The organism is Rhizobium sp. CF122 (assembly GCF_000282035.1).
Lineage (GTDB): Bacteria > Pseudomonadota > Alphaproteobacteria > Rhizobiales > Rhizobiaceae > Rhizobium.
Genome location: NZ_AKKA01000072.1, coordinates 1 through 17,357, shown reverse-complemented (window position 1 = coordinate 17,357; position 17,357 = coordinate 1). Strand labels below are relative to the sequence as shown.

Annotated in this window: 14 protein-coding genes and 1 pseudogene; 4 read left to right on the top strand and 11 right to left on the bottom strand. The window is 58.7% G+C overall.

Annotation, left to right across the window (positions count from 1 at the left end; all coding sequences use genetic code 11):
• Positions 1-385: 385 nt before the first annotated feature.
• The gene (locus PMI09_RS15200) at positions 386-742 is read left to right on the top strand and encodes a hypothetical protein (RefSeq protein ID WP_037083201.1); all 357 of its coding nucleotides are present in this window, start codon (positions 386-388) and stop codon (positions 740-742) included.
• Positions 743-900: 158 nt separating this feature from the next.
• Here PMI09_RS15200 and PMI09_RS15195 read toward each other — a convergent pair whose 3' ends face one another.
• The 4 genes from PMI09_RS15195 to PMI09_RS15180 form a co-directional block, all read right to left on the bottom strand.
• Positions 901-1,776: an NUDIX hydrolase gene (locus tag PMI09_RS15195; protein WP_007795635.1), complete on the bottom strand. Its 876-nt coding sequence runs from the start codon at positions 1,774-1,776 to the stop codon at positions 901-903.
• Positions 1,777-1,883: 107 nt separating this feature from the next.
• Positions 1,884-2,996 (bottom strand): ABC transporter permease, encoded by a 1,113-nt coding sequence (locus tag PMI09_RS15190; protein WP_007795632.1) that lies wholly within the window; start codon positions 2,994-2,996, stop codon positions 1,884-1,886.
• A 2-nt stretch (positions 2,997-2,998) separates the two neighbouring features.
• Positions 2,999-5,770 carry a ribosome-associated ATPase/putative transporter RbbA gene (gene rbbA, locus PMI09_RS15185; RefSeq protein ID WP_007795629.1) on the bottom strand — a complete coding sequence of 924 codons (2,772 nt, stop codon included), beginning with the start codon at positions 5,768-5,770 and terminating at the stop codon, positions 2,999-3,001.
• Positions 5,767-6,834, bottom strand: a complete 1,068-nt coding sequence (locus PMI09_RS15180; RefSeq protein WP_007795626.1) for an HlyD family secretion protein — start codon at positions 6,832-6,834, stop codon at positions 5,767-5,769. The genes rbbA and PMI09_RS15180 overlap by 4 nt, the downstream gene beginning before the upstream one ends.
• Positions 6,835-7,073: 239 nt before the next feature.
• Here PMI09_RS15180 and PMI09_RS15175 point away from each other — a divergent pair, with 239 nt between their 5' ends.
• A complete protein-coding gene (locus PMI09_RS15175) occupies positions 7,074-7,466 on the top strand; it encodes a helix-turn-helix domain-containing protein (RefSeq protein WP_007795623.1) in 393 nt (130 codons plus the stop codon).
• 30 nt (positions 7,467-7,496) lie between these two features.
• Here the strand turns inward: PMI09_RS15175 and PMI09_RS15170 are convergent, their stop codons facing one another.
• From PMI09_RS15170 to PMI09_RS15150, 6 genes are all read right to left on the bottom strand, one after another.
• On the bottom strand, positions 7,497-7,766 hold the full coding sequence (locus PMI09_RS15170; protein WP_007795619.1) for a hypothetical protein: 270 nt from the start codon (positions 7,764-7,766) through the stop codon (positions 7,497-7,499).
• Between the two features lie 71 nt (positions 7,767-7,837).
• Positions 7,838-8,584 (bottom strand): TfuA-like protein, encoded by a 747-nt coding sequence (locus PMI09_RS15165; RefSeq protein ID WP_007795616.1) that lies wholly within the window; start codon positions 8,582-8,584, stop codon positions 7,838-7,840.
• Positions 8,581-9,840, bottom strand: coding sequence for a YcaO-like family protein (locus PMI09_RS15160; protein WP_007795613.1), 1,260 nt, complete (start codon positions 9,838-9,840; stop codon positions 8,581-8,583). The genes PMI09_RS15165 and PMI09_RS15160 overlap by 4 nt, the downstream gene beginning before the upstream one ends.
• A gap of 11 nt (positions 9,841-9,851) precedes the next feature.
• On the bottom strand, positions 9,852-9,983 hold the full coding sequence (locus PMI09_RS32540) for a hypothetical protein (RefSeq protein ID WP_007795609.1): 132 nt from the start codon (positions 9,981-9,983) through the stop codon (positions 9,852-9,854).
• A 125-nt stretch (positions 9,984-10,108) separates the two neighbouring features.
• Positions 10,109-12,055, bottom strand: coding sequence for a BTAD domain-containing putative transcriptional regulator (locus tag PMI09_RS15155; protein WP_037083244.1), 1,947 nt, complete (start codon positions 12,053-12,055; stop codon positions 10,109-10,111).
• 240 nt (positions 12,056-12,295) lie between these two features.
• Positions 12,296-13,336, bottom strand: coding sequence for a glutamine synthetase beta-grasp domain-containing protein (locus PMI09_RS15150; RefSeq protein WP_007795602.1), 1,041 nt, complete (start codon positions 13,334-13,336; stop codon positions 12,296-12,298).
• Positions 13,337-13,822: 486 nt separating this feature from the next.
• Between PMI09_RS15150 and PMI09_RS15145 the strand changes: the two genes are divergently transcribed.
• Positions 13,823-14,026, top strand: coding sequence for a DUF2735 domain-containing protein (locus PMI09_RS15145; RefSeq protein ID WP_007795598.1), 204 nt, complete (start codon positions 13,823-13,825; stop codon positions 14,024-14,026).
• A 238-nt stretch (positions 14,027-14,264) separates the two neighbouring features.
• Here the strand turns inward: PMI09_RS15145 and PMI09_RS31750 are convergent.
• A pseudogene (locus PMI09_RS31750) lies at positions 14,265-14,459 on the bottom strand (IS630 family transposase); the annotation flags it as partial.
• Positions 14,460-14,776: 317 nt separating this feature from the next.
• Between PMI09_RS31750 and PMI09_RS15140 the strand changes: the two are divergent.
• Positions 14,777-17,357, top strand: a 2,581-nt coding sequence (locus tag PMI09_RS15140; protein WP_007795595.1) for a peroxidase family protein, incomplete at its 3' end; no start/stop codon positions are given.

The window sequence follows — 17,357 nt, the reverse complement described above, 5'->3', positions numbered from 1 at the left end:
CATCATTCAGCTCGGGAGTTCGCATTGGCAGGATGAGGAAAACCGCCAGAATTTTATGTCAAGACTGGGGAGCTTTCCAACCTCTAACTCATTATAAAGTCAACGTAAATCAGGACAAGACAACAAGGATGCCCAACGGCCTTTCGAGCCGCGTTGGGCCTCGCGCGATAACCACATGCTTGACGAATTCCAGCCGAAATCATCCGTGCAAGCGACCGCGCATAGCTAGACATAGGTCGAGTGGAGCCTCGCCTGTCGTCTGGTACCAAAGCATCTCGCAGCTACGTACACTTCCATGGTCTTCGCCCAGTGGAGTATCGAAAAAGATTGATCCTCGCCTTAGGCGAAGCGAATGCCTGACCCCCCCCCCCGAAAGGTTAAGAACATGAATCGCATTCTCAGCCTCGCTGCAGTCGCAGTCATCTCTTCGATTACCTTCGCGAATGTTACACTTGCCGACAGTCTCGACATGAATACGGCGCACGCGCTCGAAACGACCCTTCGTTCCTACAACGCCACTTTCGACGTCCGCCAGGTCAATAACTGGGACCTTTCTCCGGAGCACCTCACTCGGGGCGGTACCGCGTCAGACCGCTCGATCGGTGCCATCGAAGGGATCCGGTCAGCGATTGAGCAGAACAAACCACTTGCCGGAAAGCTTCAACAGGCCGGCGTAAAGGTATCCAACATCGTCGATGTCGAGCAAGCTGCCGACGGTAGCATCACGTTCTATTCCCGCTGAAACAAACTCGACGTTGGTGGTCCGCTCTAGAGGGGACCACCAACCGATGCCGGTCTCTCGGCCGATAGCTTTTGTGCGTCCAGTTCCCGGATGTTATTCAGAGCTGAGGAGCATGAAATGACGCAAAAGGGTAAAATCTCGGTCGTCACCGGGGCCGTTTAGATTTGTGACTCGTATTCGCGGCTTTCACAGCGGTAGCGAAACAGCTTTGCGGGGCGACCACCCGTTTCGCTCGTCGTATCGCCAGTTTCCTCGACCAGTTCCTGCTGCTCGATCAACCGTCGGAAATTCTGCTTGTGGAGCGTTAGCCCAGCCAGAGCTTCAACGCTGCGCTGCAGTTGCAGCAAGGTGAAGCTCTCCGGCATCAACTCGAAGACAACGGGCCGGTATTTGATCTTTGCCCGCAATCGCGCAATGCCGGTTGCAAGAATGCGCCGATGGTCGGCAAACATCGGCCGACCCGGATTTACGTCCGACAGGCAGCCAGCCTCCTTCACAAGACCCGCCTCGTAGAGGATCTCATAGCGCTGCAGCACCAGGTCTTCGTTCCACGCGACCTCGCCCAATCCAAAAGCGCCATTCGTCCGACGCATCCGCTCCTCCTGACGGATGGGGTCGCGCTTTGCCCACGCAACGAGATGCGCGACGATATCGTCAAGGACCGCAGGGCGTCCGGCGCGCCAGTCCTCCCAGGGAAAATAGCTGTACCAGCCATGCCAGGCGGGCCCACCAGCGCCTGTTGCGGCCTGCTCCCGGACCAGACCGAGATAGCTGATCGAGATCGTCCTGCCGCCGAGGATCTCATTGTTTCGGTCGCGATCAGCGAAGGTATAGAGCTGCTCCAGATAGCCGACCGGATGGCCTGTCTGCTCCTGAACCCATTCACGCAAACCACTCTGCAGGGTACGATGCCCCATTTCGAACGGGCCAGAAGGTAGAGCCTCTCCGGACCGGATCGTCATCACACGCGGCTCGCCGCCTGTCACCGCAACGAGCACGGCTATCAATTCGGCATGTGCAAACCCGATCGTCAAGAAAAGTACGCCTCCTGTTGTCAGACCAGCAATCTCTGGCACAACGAACAAACTTGAGGAAGCATATCCGGGCGTGAATATACTTGAATCTGCCGGTCGATCGCCGCTTAGCGCAGGAACTGCCTGAAGCGGCGCAGCGCGAGATAGAAAAAGATGGCGCCAATCGCCACGAGTGCGGCAAGCTGCGGCCACACCACGGCAAGGCCGGCCCCGCGAAATAGAACGGCCTGCGATAAGATCACGAAGTGCGTATTTGGTGCTGCGAGCATGATGTTCTGGATAATCTCAGGCATGCTTTCGCGCGGGGTCGTACCGCCGGAGAGCAACTGAAGGGGGATCAGCACCAACATCAGGAGCAAGCCGAACTGCGGCATCGAGCCTGCGACGGTCGCAAGGAAAATGCCCAGGCAGGTGGTGGCGAATACGACAAGTGCAGTACCAATCACAAAGAGTGCAAAGGAGCCTTCAATTGGCACCTTGAGCAGCCCCTGGACGATAAAGATCAGGGAGAATGTGGAGGCGGCAACGACAATCAGACCCATCGACCATATCTTGCTCAGCATAATCTCCAGCGGCGTGATGGGCATGACGAGCAGATGCTCGATCGTGCCGTGTTCCCGCTCGCGGATCAGTGCCGCACCGGTCAGGATGATCGAAAGCATCGTAATTGAGGAAATGACATTATTGATCGAGCCGAACCAACTCTTATCCAACTCCGGATTGAACCGGGATCGCAGCGTCAGCGCGACGGATACCTGCTCGCCACCGCGATATCGATTGACGAACTCGTTAACCTCGCCCGAGACGATCGACTGAACATAGCCGCTGCCGGTGAACGCCTGTGATATACGCGTCGCATCGACATTCAGCTGGATGCTCGGCGATCGACCAGCAAGCACGTCCCTCTGGAAATTCGGCGGAATGACCAGTGCAAACGTGTCCAGCCCGGCATCCATGCGGCGATCGACCTCCTGGAGCGCAATGACGCGCGGAACAACGAAATAGGGTGGATAGAATGCCGTTATGATCCGCGCGGAGAGCGGCGACTGGTCCTCATCCACAATAGCGATCGCAGCCCGATTTAGCGTTTCGGGCAGAGAGTTCGACGCCGTGTATATCGACACCGTGAAGGAATAAATAATCAGAACGAGTAGCATCGGATCGCGTGCGACACCCCAGAGCTCCTTGATCCCCAGCCGATAGACACTGGCCACACGCATGGTCAGTTCGCCTGTTTCTTCAAAAGCGCTGCCCCTAAGCACGTCAGAATCGGGGCGGCAATCAGCAATGGTATGAAGGAATCGACCAAGTCGCTAAAGCCCAGAGCCTTGGAGAAGGTCCCGCGCGAGATCGTGACAAAGTGGGCGGCGGGATAAATCTTGCCGATGAAGGCGCCCGCCCCTTGTAGTGATGATACGGGGTCGATCATACCCGAATACTGAACTGCCGGTATGAGGGTTATCAGGGCGGTGCCGAAAATCGCGGCGATCTGACTGCTCATGAAGGCTGAGATAAGCAGCCCCATGCCTGTTGTTATCGTGACGTAGATCAGCGCTGCGAGGGTGAACGTCAGGAAGCTGCCGGTGAAAGGGACACGAAAGATAAATACCGCGAACGCGCTCAACATGAAAAAGTTGAGCATCGCGAGAGCGATATAGGGCAATTGCTTGCCAAACAGGAACTCGATGCGAGTAACCGGGGTCACGTAAAAATTGATGATGGAGCCGAGCTCCTTTTCGCGCACGACGCTGAGGCCGGCAAGCATTGCGGGGATCATCATCAGCAGGAGCGGAATGACACCGGGGACCATAGCAACAAGGCTTTGTACGTCCGGATTGTAGCGGTAGCGGATGTCCAGCTGGAAATTTGCGGTGGCAGCCGCGGCTCCGGCGCGCTCTTGCGCTTTGCGCGCGAGCCATTCTGCGTGCATTCCCTCCACGTAGCCCCGGACCGTTTCGGCTCGGCTCGGCATGGCGCCATCGATCCAGGCCCCTATCTCGACGCTTCGTCCACGCGAGACATCCCTGCCGAAACCGGGCGGGATTTCGATCGCAAGGCTGAGCTCCCCTGATCTCATTCGACGGTCCATATCCGCATAGTCGATGATTGGCGGCCTTTCATCGAAGTACCGGGAACCGGATATCTGCAGGACGTAGTCCTGGCTGATCGTTGTGTCATCACGGTCGAGTACAGCGAAGGAAAGGTTTTCGACATCCATGTTGATGCCATAGCCAATGACGAACATCAAAATGACACTGCCGACCACCGCCAGCGTCGCACGAATGGGATCGCGTCTGAGTTCAAGCGCTTCGCGGCGCGTGTAGGCAAACATCCTTCTAAAATCGAAAAGTCGCCCCAGCCCACCGGCCGCTGCTTGCCCCGCGGCATCGCCTGTCTGCACATTCGCAGACGCAAAGCTTGCCGGCGCTGCTTCCTTGTCCCCGGTTGCGTCTTCGAGATAGGCTATGAAAGCCTCCTCGAGACTGGTCGCGGAACGCGCTTTCACAATGGCCTCGGGTGTGTCGCTCACAAGCACCTTTCCGGCATCCATCAACGATATCCGATCACACAGGGCCGCCTCGTTCATGAAATGCGTCGAGACGAAGATCGTAACATTATCCTTTCGCGACAGATCCGACAGGATCTGCCAGAAATTGTCGCGGGCGACCGGGTCGACGCCGGACGTCGGCTCGTCAAGGATCAGAATATCTGGTGAATGGATCATCGCCACCGCAAGCGATAGACGCTGTCGTATGCCGAGCGGCAGGGCATCCGGCAAGACATCCATCACATCGGCCAGATCGAACCGCTGCATCGTCTCCTGTATGCGAGCAGGAATCAATTGCGGATCCATGCTGAACAGCCGCGCATGAAGGTCGAGGTTCTGGCGAACCGTCAGCTCCGTATAAAGGGAGAAGGCTTGCGACATATAGCCGACACGACGGCGGATCTCGATATCGTTTGAATCGACCTCGCGACCATAAAGATGCGCCGTTCCTTCGCTTGCCGGCAAAAGGCCCGTCAGCATTTTCATCGTTGTCGTCTTGCCGCAGCCATTCGAGCCAAGGAACCCGAATATCTCGCCCCGAGCGATGCGGAAGCTTACGTCATCGACGGCGGTAAAGTTGCCAAACCGCATGGTCAGATGGCTTGCCTCTATCGCGATCTCCTGCTCGGCGGCTGGCATTCTTGGCGGCATGTCGACACCGCTATGTCCGGCGCGCTTCTCCTCAGGAAGAAGTGCGATGAAGGCCGTATCGAGATCGGCCGTTCCGGTGGCCTTCATGAGCTCGACCGGCGTTCCGGTCGCCAGGACCCTGCCGCTATCCATCGCGACCAACCAGTCGAAACGCGCCGCTTCCTCCATGTAGGCGGTTGCGACGATAACGCTCATGCCCGGACGACTTTGCCGGATGCTATCGATCAACTCCCAGAACTGGCGGCGAGACAAGGGATCGACGCCGGTTGTCGGCTCGTCAAGGATGAGTAGATCGGGGTCATGGATCAGGGCGCAGCAAAGGCTGAGTTTTTGCTTCATACCGCCGGAGAGCTTGCCGGCCGGTCGATCGACAAAGGAGCTGAGCCCGGTTCCTTTCAGCAGCCCGGCAATGCGCGCCTCCCGCTCCTTCCTTGCCTGGCCAAAGAGCCTAGCGAAGAAGTCCACGTTCTCGAAAACCGAAAGCGTGGGATAAAGGTTCTTACCAAGCCCCTGTGGCATGTAGGCGATCTTCGGGGAGGTTATGCTGCGATGTGTCGCGTCGGCGATGTTGCCACCAAGCACGTCCACCCGCCCTTTTTGGATGACACGTGCGCCGGCAATGAGCGACAGAAGACTAGACTTGCCCACGCCATCCGGACCTATCAAGCCGATCATACGGTTCGCCGGCAGGTCGAGCGTTATGTTTACCAGCGCCTTTGTCTCGCCGTAGGCGAGGCTAACGCCCTCAAGGCGAGCGACCTGGCGATCTGGCTCGCCGGGTGGCCCGCCGTTCATTGCAGCACCGGCCCGGAAATATGGGTGGGCCACTCCGCTTTGGGGTCGAGCTGTACATAGGCCATGCCTGGGAGGCCCGTCTTGACGAACTGAACATATTTGCGCAGCAGCTCCGGCGGGATCCGGGCCTTGATCCTGAACATCAGCTTCGTTCGTTCTTCCTGCGTCTCGACGGTCTTTGGCGTGAACTGGGCGACGTCTGCGACGAACGTCACGTTGGCCGGTATGATGTATTTCGGTGCTGCATCGAGCACGAGCCGTACCTCTGCTCCCATCGGTACGCGTCCCGCCTGGTCGGTCGGCAAGAAAAACGTCATGTAGACATCACTCAAGTCGACGATATTGAGCACGCGTCCACCCGCGGCAAGGACCTCGCCCGGTTGCGCTACCTTATATTGCACGCGACCCTCACGCGGTGACTTCAGGACGCTGTCGGTGATGTCGGCGTCGATGCTCTCGATCTCTGCTCTTGCGGCATCGACCGCAGCTTCCGCATCCACCACCTGCGCCTTCGAAGAGGTAATGGCGGCTTCCGCGGCCGCGAGCTGCGCCTGCGCTGCCGCAACCGCGGCCTTTGCTCCTTGGGCAGCCGCGCGGTCGTCATCCAGAATCTGTTGCGAAATCGTGTTGCTTTTCCGCAATTGCTCCGACCGTGTAAGCTTCGTTTGCGCCGCGTCGGCTTCCGCCTCACGCTGGGCAACGACGGCAACGGCAGCGGCGTGCTCGGCTTCTCGTTGTTTGACAAGGCTGTTTGCGGTATCAACGCCGATAACGGCCCGGCGCAACTGCGCCTCGGCCTGACGGCGTCGCGCCTCGAGCTGCTCGGTGTCCATTCGGGCAAGCATCTGACCCGCCTCGACAAAATCGCCCTCATTGACGAGAATGTCCTGAATGCGGCCCGCAGTCTTTGTCGAGATATCAATCTCGGTCGCTTCGATGCGCCCATTGCCGCTGGCAATATTATCAGGGAGGCCGCCGTTCGAGAATCTCTGCCACGCGTAATAGCCACCGACCACTAAAACGGCGAACAACGCGATGAAAAGCCAGTTCCTCTTTGCCGGCATGCCGACCTCTCAGACTGAAGCGAATACCCGATCACGATCTATGGTTGATCACAACAATAACAGTAATTTGACGTTTCAATAATCACGAATCTGCCGGATGGCCGCATCTTCAATGCGTTGTGCCACGCGCAGGACGCCAAATAAAAACGAATCAACACAATTGATCCGATCAATTATCTCCGTTAGGTTGATCGCTAGCATAATAGTCGCGCAACAACCGGCGTTGGAAGGAGAGAACCATGAAAGATGGACCCCATGCAGTTGATGTTCACGTCGGGAAGACGATCCGCATAAAGCGTCTGATGCGTAAGGTATCGCAGACCGAGCTTGGCGATCGGGTCGGCGTCACGTTTCAACAGATTCAAAAATACGAAAAGGGATCCAACCGCGTTTCCGCGAGCATGCTGGTTGAGATTGCCGGCGCGCTCGATGTCGACGTCCGATCTTTCTTCGAGGACGTTAACCCCGGCACCGCCAACGACAACCCCACGCCCAGCGAGGAATTCGTCGTCTCCCGTGACGGCGTATTGCTTAACGCCGCGTTTCTGTCGATCAAGAACGAACAGGTTCGCAAGAAGATCGTAAAGCTCGTGCAGGCAATTGCCGGCATGGAATTGGACGATGCTCAATAGCTTTCTGGTCGGAGTTGGACAGTCCGAACGTTAGTGACAGTCGAGAAGCACGAGGTTCTCGCTGGCATCTTTCATTGCGACCTGCGTCTTCTTGCCGATCAGCTTTTCGAGATTGACGTCGAGCTCGCGTTCGGGGTCAATGCCGTCCCAATCGATCACGACCTGAAGAAGAGCCATGTTGGTCAAGTGCATCAAATTATGCAACTTGAGCTTCTGGGCTTCATCTTTCGCGGCCGAGAGTAACCGGAATATTCTGGCATACTCGCTACCCGTTCCCTCATCCCTCGTCAGAATGTTCATTGCCACCGCCTTCACCTTCTCTGCTGATGAGCCTTCGAGGCTTCAACGAGATCCATCATTCTGGTCAGGCGTTACTCGGGCGTTACAGGCGTGACGCCCCCCGTGATTTCCGCCCGCAAGTGCTCCCAGTGCGAGGTGGCGGCAAAACCCCAGTCACGCTCCTGAACGGCAAACTCCACGTCTTGCAGATACTGCAGGACGAGTTCGGCATCCTGACGCTTGCGCTCAATTTTGGCTGCTCGGATCATCCGCAGGATCGACTTGGCGCGGTCCCCACTGGCGAAAGTGCAGCCCCCGACGACCTTGGGATAGGTACGCTCCGAAAAATGAAGCGCGCGGCCGGCAAGCAACAGCATCTTGTGTTCGGCAAGCGATAGAGCGCCCTGCCGGTACAGCCCGTCGATCGTCGGCTGAAAATCGACCCACGGGATGGAGAGCGGCAGCCAGCCGAGTTCTTCGGGCGCGTGCACGAGCGCCACAGCCTCGTCGTCGATCAGGCGACCTTCCGCGTAATCCTCGTAGATCGAACCCAGACCGACCATGCCGAACGCTGCGCATTCGGCCGCGCGCAGCGCCCCCATGCTGGCGCCGCCCGCAACGACGACATTGTGCTGCAATGCGTAGAGGATCTCCTTGTGCCATACCGAAGGCACTTCCCCGAAGTAGCCATCGACAATCCCAATTGCCCGTGCGCCGTCCTGCACGGCCTGCAATATGTCACCACGCGCGGCCGGCCCGCGAAAGACGATCGAAGGGTTCTCGTCTCGAAGACTGCCAATATCGGCGCCAAAGCTCGGGCCTGCGAAGATAACCTTCATTGCATTGCTCCCTGCATAGCGTTGACGGCGCGCAACCCGAGTTGAATGAATTGGCCGCTGACATCCACCTCGAGGCCAGGAACGATCATGCGCACGACTGAAACCGGCAGGCGTGGGTGGGGAAGCGGCACGGCCACCACCTGATCGATACCTTTCGCCTTCAGGCGATCGAGAATGTGGCTGATATTTTCCTGGATGCTGCGCGGCGCCGTTTCGAAAGAAAATTTGGGAGCGACGGGCGCTTCGTCGCAGAGATTGATGAGTTCCTGCATCGGGCCGCCGTTGTCGAGCCTCTGGTAAAGACGCGGCGAAAAGTCGTCGCGGCTACCGGCAATCGCGGTCAAACGGCTCTGTGCCGCCTCTGTGATTGCGCGGAGCGCTGCGCGAATAGGATCGGGGTGGCAGCCGCATCCTCCGCAGACATGGGTCCAGCGCGTATCCACACGCTCACCAAGATTGCCGGGAATGATAACTGCCAGAAAACTGGGGACGCCAATGTCGGTCGTCATGTCGAGCAGCAGGAGACGCATTCCTGCGCGCCTGATGCGATCTACGACAATATCCAGGACAGGATCGCCGAAGGCCGCCGGATCGATCCGCGTGCCACACAGTTGCTCGTGCGGGCGCAACTGCGTCAGTGCCCAGGCGTCACGTTCAACCAGCTCGCAAAGCCCGTGAAGCACAGCTTCCGCCGGCCGATTTCCGGATGCGAGACCATCACTCGACTGCTCGAACCCGCAGGGACGGACGCCCCGATGATCGAGACCGACGAGCGGCCAGGGCACGAAGACAGGGCGGCCGGACATGATGTCCAGACCTTCGCTCCAGGCGATCGGCTGCGAACCGATCTCGGAGGGAACGCAGCGCGCGACCGAATCGAGGTCGATCATCGGCGCATGTTCGGCCTTCATTCCGTGCAGCGTCGCCATCACCAGGTCGCTCGGCTGCATCTCAGCAATGCGCGTCTCGACAGCTTCCATCGCAGCCGAAGTCATAGCGGCCTCTTCGTCGATGCCTTTTCCCTGAAAAACTGAAAGCGTGTAGCTGTTTGGCCGCGTCGCGAAAGCAACGGGGATCTCGACGAGGTCGAGCGCAGTGAGCAAACCCACCCGCGTAATGCCAAGTTCCTTGAAGTGCGGTTTGATGGCCGCGAATGTCTGCCCAGGCGTCAGTGAGCGGTCGTGATAGCTATTGATGCCGGCTGATGAAAGACTGAGATCTTGCACCAGGCGCTCGAGTGCGGTCTGAACAGACATTCGCATCGACCTCAACGGAACTTCAGCGCGTGAACAATGTTTGCCGTGGCGTTTGTGTCAAGCTGCACGGCTTCCTGTTTCAGGACGGCTTGAGCGGCGGCGGAAAGGCGTACTGCAACTGGCTTGATCTGGGTGGTCGTCATTGTGTCATCTCCTGCTAGAAGCAGCATCGTGCTGCGGACAGGAGGAGCATGCGCCGGCTGGCGTTATTTCGGCGTGACCAGGATTCGCGCCAGGACGGCGCCCAAAGCACAGTAAGTGTAACGCTTCAAGACAATCCGGCCATCCGAAGGCCGTCAATCAGCTGACGGGTGTCATCCGGATTGCGGTCCGGCACGAATTGCCAGACATCATCGGTGCGGAAATCGGGAAAATTCTCGAGGACGATAGAGGCATAGCGCGACGCGGTTCGCAGGTCACCGTTCTTGGCGTGGGATGCAGCCAGAAGGCGCGAGGTCGCAGGGCGATCCTTGACGCGATCCAAGACCTCGATCGCCTTTGCATAGTTTTCCTGCACGAAATGGATACCGCCGAGATTCCAGTAGTAATAGTCCGGTGGCAACGGATTGAGCTTGAGCGCTGCCAGGCTCAACTCCAGCGCCCGGTCACTTTGACCATCATGCAGCAGGGCATCCGCATGATCGGCGAGAATGTCGGCGTCATTCGGGTTCAGCATCTGCGCTTCGGCGAAAAATTCGAGACTATCGTCGAAGCGGCGGCGATAAAGAGCGACGAAGCCCAATTCGCGCATCGCCCTGCCACTATTCGGGTCGCTGTCACGAGCAAGCCAGGCGGAGCGGTCCGCCTCCTCCAGCAATTGCGTATCCTTCATCCCGCGCACAAGCCACTCCATACCGAGCACGCGGGCCATTCCCGCATGAGCCGATGAAAACCTGTCGTGGCGGGAGAGCGCTGATTTGAACCATTTGCGCGCCTGGCGCAGGTGCTGAAGATCGGTCTTCGAAACGAGCCGCTTTCCTTCAAGGTACAGGCGGTAGGCCGACGGATTGACGTCATGCGTCATATCCAGAAGCTCACGGCGTTCGATGGTGTCGGCGAGCGTCATCACAATACGTCGGGCAAGCTGAGCGAAGGATTGGTTGACCTTCTGCATGGCAAGCGGCAAGTCGATCGCCCAGAGCACTTCGGCCGTCGAATTCTTCGTCAGTCGGCACGTGGAATAGATGTCATCCTCGCGACCATGGATCGTAACATAGACGGTATAATCAAACCGCAGCTCGGGTGGCGTCGGCACAAAGGGATCGCCAGCGAGACTGCGATTGACGATTTCCAGGCTCGTGTGCGCAGCAATCACCTTGAAGCCGCGCTGCTGGCTTAGTCCGATCGTGACCTCTTCCAAAAGCGCGCGCCCCACACGCTGCAGCACCGGGTCAGACAAGATCGTATCCGGCGGCAGAATGAGGACCCGCGGCTGACCCACTGGGTCAGAAGGGACGTTGCCGGGTATTTCTTTCAAGGGGCCTGCAAGCGAGGCCGGCGTGATGATGCCGAGCTCCTGCGCCAGAGCCAGGGTCCGGCCATCCGGCTCCGCACCGTATTCAGCCTTCAGCTCATTGCGGCAGCGCAAATACACCTGACGTGCGGCTGCGAGATCACCGGCGTCCACGTGCCGTTGCATCAGCGCTCGGCAAGCGACTTCGTTCGCAGGGTCCGCCTCAAGCAGCGAGCCTGCAAGCATCAGGATGTCGTCGGACGTGCGTTTCTCTGGCGTTTCGAGAAGCGCAATTATATGAGCCTCGCGGCGTTGCTCAATGCGCTGACGCTCGACGACAATTCTCTCTTCGGCCTCGATCGTCGGCGCCTTGAACCCCTCGAGAAGATCACCGCGAAGCAGCTCCCACGCCGATCGCGGCAAGGGCGCCGCCGTATCGCTGAGGGCCAGTACGTCTGCGTCCCAATCATCACGGTTGAAGGAAACATGAGCATTCGTCGCCTTGAGCAAGCGCGGCAGGCTGTCGGGAATGCTGCGATCAATCCGCGCCAGAAGCTGGCGCAGGCTTCCGGCTCGCTGTTTGGATTGATCCGACTGCCACAGGATCGCCCGCAGGATTTCCCGCTCCATCGCGCATTGCGGTGCAGTTACCAGAAAAGCGAGCAACGCGTAAGCTTTCTCCGGCAAGACGATCTCGCTGCCCTGCGCGAAAAGCGCGGGCGTTCCAAGTAAACGGAGAAGACGGTTCTGCTTGCCTGTCACGAGCAACTCGCGATTGGAGAATCCGATGGCGAGTATAAGGACAAACAATGGCAACGCAAAAGGATTATGCTTGTCCGGTTGAATTTATCAACCGGTAGATGATTTTGGCACGCAACTTACTGGAAAAGTGCCGCGCCTGAAATGCTATTGCGCCATGATTTCGGTCCGCTGACGCCACCAACAAACAAATGGCGCCGACCCTTCGATCGACGCCATTTGCAGTGAATGCAACTCGCTAGCTTAGGCCGCGGCCGAAGCAAAACCAGCCGTCGGTACTTCCGAGATCGTCTTCAGAACCTGCGAAGCGATCTGGTAAGGGCAACCCTGAGAGTTCGGGCGACGATCTTCCAGGTAACCGCGATAATCATTTTTAACGAAGGAGTGCGGAACACGGATCGAGGCACCACGATCGGCAACACCGTAGGAGAACTTGTTCCACGGAGCCGTTTCATGCTTGCCGGTCAGGCGCTTGTCGTTGTCCGGGCCGTAAACGTTGATGTGGTCCATCAGGTTCTTGTCGAACTGCGCCATCAGGGCTTCGAAATAAGCCTTGCCGCCGACTTCGCGCATGAACTTGGTCGAGAAGTTGCAGTGCATGCCCGAGCCGTTCCAGTCGGTATCGCCGAGCGGCTTGCAGTGATACTCGATGTCGATGCCGTACTTTTCCGTGAGGCGCTGCAGCAGGTAGCGTGCCATCCAGATCTGGTCGGCGGCCTTCTTTGACCCCTTGCCGAAGATCTGGAACTCCCATTGACCCTTGGCCACTTCGGCGTTGATGCCCTCGTGGTTGATGCCAGCGGCGAGGCACAGGTCAAGGTGCTCTTCAACGATCTCGCGGGCGATCGAGCCGACGTTCGAGTAGCCGACGCCCGTGTAGTAGGGGCCCTGCGGAGCCGGGTAGCCGGTTTCCGGGAAACCCAGCGGACGGCCGTTCTCGTAGAAGAAGTATTCCTGCTCGAAACCGAACCAGGCGTCCTCGTCGTCGAGGATGGTGGCGCGGCTGTTGGACGGATGCGGGGTAACACCATCTGGCATCATGACTTCGCACATGACGAGAACGCCGTTCGTGCGGGCCGGGTCCGGATAAATCGCGACGGGCTTCAGCACACAGTCAGAGCTGCGGCCTTCTGCCTGCATCGTCGACGAACCATCGAAGCCCCAGAGCGGGAGCTGCTCGAGTGTCGGAAAAGCGTCGAATTCCTTGATCTGCGTCTTGCCGCGGAGATTTGGTACCGGGGTGTACCCATCGAGCCAGATGTACTCGAGCTTATACTTGGTCATTTGCGAGTCTCTCAAACATAAATCGTGAGCAAATCCTCAAGCGAACCGACCGTTGAAGCGATCAGGCCGCGAAGGGATGCCAAATTACATGCACGTGGCGTGCCAGTTTGTGTGCGATGATGCAGCTCGCCAATCGAGAGCGCCCGACAAGCCGACCGACCGAGTTTGCTCCACGGAGATGACTGAGCGTGGAACTGGCTGCGGACTCAAGCAGTTAGCTGCCGAAGGCAGTTGCGGAGCGTGAGTTCGGCCGACGCGACCGGAGAAGGCTGCAACATTTTTTTCGCAGTTCAACTCAAGCGATTATTTTTTGTGCATATGATTATATTTTATACTCACTGAGATTCCGATATAAATGCCAGCAGATTCGAATGCCCATAATCCCAACATCTGGTGCATATTTTTCAATCAGCTCGCGCAATTACTGTGCAGTTCTGTTATGGTCGTGTTATCGTCCTCGGGCGTCGATGAGCAAGGAGGCACTTTATGGCCATTGGTGTGCATCACGAGACGGCAACAATTTACGCGTTTCCAGCGAAGCGTTTTGCTGCGGCGGAGCGTCGCCCGGCAGTTGATATTGAACGGGATATGATCCCTTCGGTCTATGAAAGCTGCTGGTATCACGACGAGGCCATCAAAGAAACAGCAGAGCCAGCACAGCCAAAGTTCACGCCCCGCATCGTGGATTGACCTTTTCTTGATCGTGAACCTGCGCCGGACGGCATAGCACTGCGACGTGGTTTAGCCGGGGTCCCGCAAGTCGCCCGCTCCCAACGCGGCGCTCTAGTTGAGTCTTACAAGTACCTACCCGTGACGTCCAAGGGCGAAGCGTCGATTGCCCGCCGATGCTGCTCCTCGGCTTTGCCGGGCCTGCGCCGGTCGGAAATCACTGGACTCGACCTTGGTGCCATAGAACCCTTTCGCCTCCATGCGCGTCCAGTCTGGAGCCAGCACGTCGGCCTTGTTTTGCCGCAGTCAGTTGACCCTGCCCTACGCTTGCGATCCAGGCAATCGCCGTAAAAGTCCCGATCCCGAACCGCGACGCAACGGATCGCGCCGACATCCTGCCTGCCTGCGCCGCCAGAACACGACTGCGAAGGTCATCGCTCAATGCACGTGGCATCACTGCCGCCTGATTCGAGGGCGCAGGGAATGACGGCAAAGAGCGACTGTCATCCAAATGCCGATTCCGCGTTCAGGGGACTGTCCCAGGTGCCAAGCGACACTGGGACCTTGGTCTCGGCAATGGCGAGACCAAGGACCCTCGCATACAGATGCTCAAGCTTACATAATCCTTGCATAATCATCGACGATTGGTCGGTCGAGAGCCTAACAACTGTCGCGGCCATGGCTCCGGCGCCGTGTTCAGCCGGCAGCGCACTTCGTTTGGTGCGAGGGCGAAGCTTTGTCCAAGGCGAAGGCAATCATTGGGAGGGTGGCATGGTACAATTTATTCGCTCGGACCTGGATTTCATCCTGCAGCAAATTCTCCTCGCGGAGGCCCACGCGGCCGGATCTGATCCGAGAACCCTGGTCCCGAACTCGTTCGTCCCCTTCGGTTTGCGGACGGTTGATGGATCATTCAACAATCTTTTTGCGGATCAGAGCGAGTTCGGCGCGTCCGACAACATCTTCCCGCGCCTTACGGACCCGGTGTTCCGTGATGCCCAAGCTGGAACCTCATATGCGCAGACAAGTGGCACGGTCATCGACTCGCAGCCGCGAACGATCAGCAATTTGATCGTCGACCAGTCGTTGAACAATCCGGCGGCGATTGCGGCCGCCCTCCAGAATGCCGGATCTGTGGACATTGCCGGAGACAGCGCCTCCTTCCTCGCTGCCCTCCAGGCTTTGGAGACGGCCAAGGCCAATGCCGGCGGCAATACGTTGGACCCGGCTGTGATCGCCGCCCAGCAGGCGTTCGATCAAACGGTAACGGATCTTGGCCTGAATATCGCTACCAGCCCCGGGCTGGATGGCCAGTTTGGCACGGCCGACGACAAGCCTGTCTTCTTCATTCCCAATGCCACGCCGGATGAAGGCCTGTCTGCGCCATTCAATTCCTGGTTCACCTTTTTCGGCCAGTTCTTCGACCATGGTCTCGACCTCGTGACCAAGGGCGGGAATGATGTCGTGTTCATCCCGCTGCAGCCGGATGATCCGCTCTTTGTCGAGGGCAGCCCGACAAACTTCATGGTGCTGACGCGGGCGACCCAGTTTGCCGGGCCGGGCCCCAACGGCATTCTTAACGATGACCCGACGACGGCCGTTGACGAGTCCGCCGACAACACAACCCACGAGGCGATGAACACGACATCGCCGTTTGTCGACCAGAACCAGACCTATTCCTCGCATCCCTCGCATCAGGTTTTCCTGCGCGCCTATGAATTGGATGCCGATGGCAGGCCGGTGCCTACCGGCAAGCTGATCACCAATCGCGACCTCGGAGCCGACGGCATATATGGCACGGCCGATGACGAAGAAATCGGCGGCATGGCCACCTGGGCCGTCGTGAAGGCGCAGGCGCGCGACATCCTCGGCATCAACCTGACGGACGCCGACGCGCTTCGCGTGCCGCTGCTTGCCACGGATGCTTATGGCAACTTCATCGGGGGCCAGAACGGCTTTCCACAACTCGTCGTCGCGGCCGGGCCTCCCCCGGTTCTTGTCGAAGGCAATCCGGAATTACCGGTCAATGCGTCCCAGGCGATCAGCACCGGACACGGCTTCCTCGATGACATCGCGCATGCCGCCAACCCCTTCGGCGACCATGACGGCAATCCGGCAACACCACCTCAGGCATTGACCCCGGACGTCGACACTGTCGCAGGTGGCACAGCTCCGGAGCAGGGATTTTACGATAACGAGCTGCTCGACGCGCACTACATCGCCGGCGACGGCCGCGTGAACGAGAATATCGGCCTCACCGCCGTCCATTCGATCTTCCATGCCGAACACAACCGGCTGGCCGATCATACCAAGGAAGTCCTTGTCAGCGATGCCCAGGCGCTGCTTGCCGGTGGCGCGACGCAGGCTGAGGCGGTTGCCTTCCTCAATCAATGGCTGGTGGTCGACGTGCTGACGGTCCCGGCGCTGACGGACATCGCCACGCTCCAGTGGGATGGCGAACGCCTGTTCCAGGTGGCGAAATTCGGCACCGAAATGCAGTACCAGCACCTGGTGTTCGAGGAGTTCGCGCGCAAGGTCCAGCCGCAGGTCGATGCGTTTCTTGCGCCTGAAGGTTTCGACACCACGATCGATCCCGCAATCGTTGCCGAGTTTGCACATACGGTCTACCGCTTCGGGCACTCGATGCTGACCGAGACAATCGACCGCCTCGATCCCAATTTCGTATCAAACGAAGTTGGCCTGATCGCGGCCTTCCTCAACCCGCTCGCCTTTGCCGCAAGCGGTCCAACGCCGGAAGAGGCGACCGGCGCCATCGTGCGCGGCGTAACGCGCCAGGCCGGCAACGAGATCGACGAGTTCGTCACGGAAGCGCTGCGCAACAACCTTCTTGGCCTGCCGCTTGATCTGCCGACCATCAACCTTGCGCGTGGTCGTGATACCGGCGTGCCATCGTTGAATGCCGCGCGTCGTGAATTTTACGAAATGACTTCCGACAGTCAACTCAAGCCTTATACGAGCTGGGTCGACTTGGTGCAGAACCTGAAGCATCCCGAGTCGGTTATCAATTTCATCGCCGCCTACGGCACGCACGCCGCCCTGACGGCGGCCGACGTCGACACGCTTGCGGAAAAACGCGCCATTGCCTCAGCTCTGGTTCTGGGCGGAAGCGCGGTGATCAACGCGGGAGGCGCAGGCGGCGTAGAGAGGACGTTCACCGCGGACGAGGCCGACCGGCTTGCCTTCCTCAACAGCACCGGCATCTACGCCAACTCCCCGACCGGGGTGACGACCACCGGTGTCGATGCAATCGACCTGTGGGTTGGCGGCCTCGCCGAAAAGCAGATGCCGTTCGGTGGCCTGCTGGGCTCGACCTTCAACTTCGTCTTCGAGA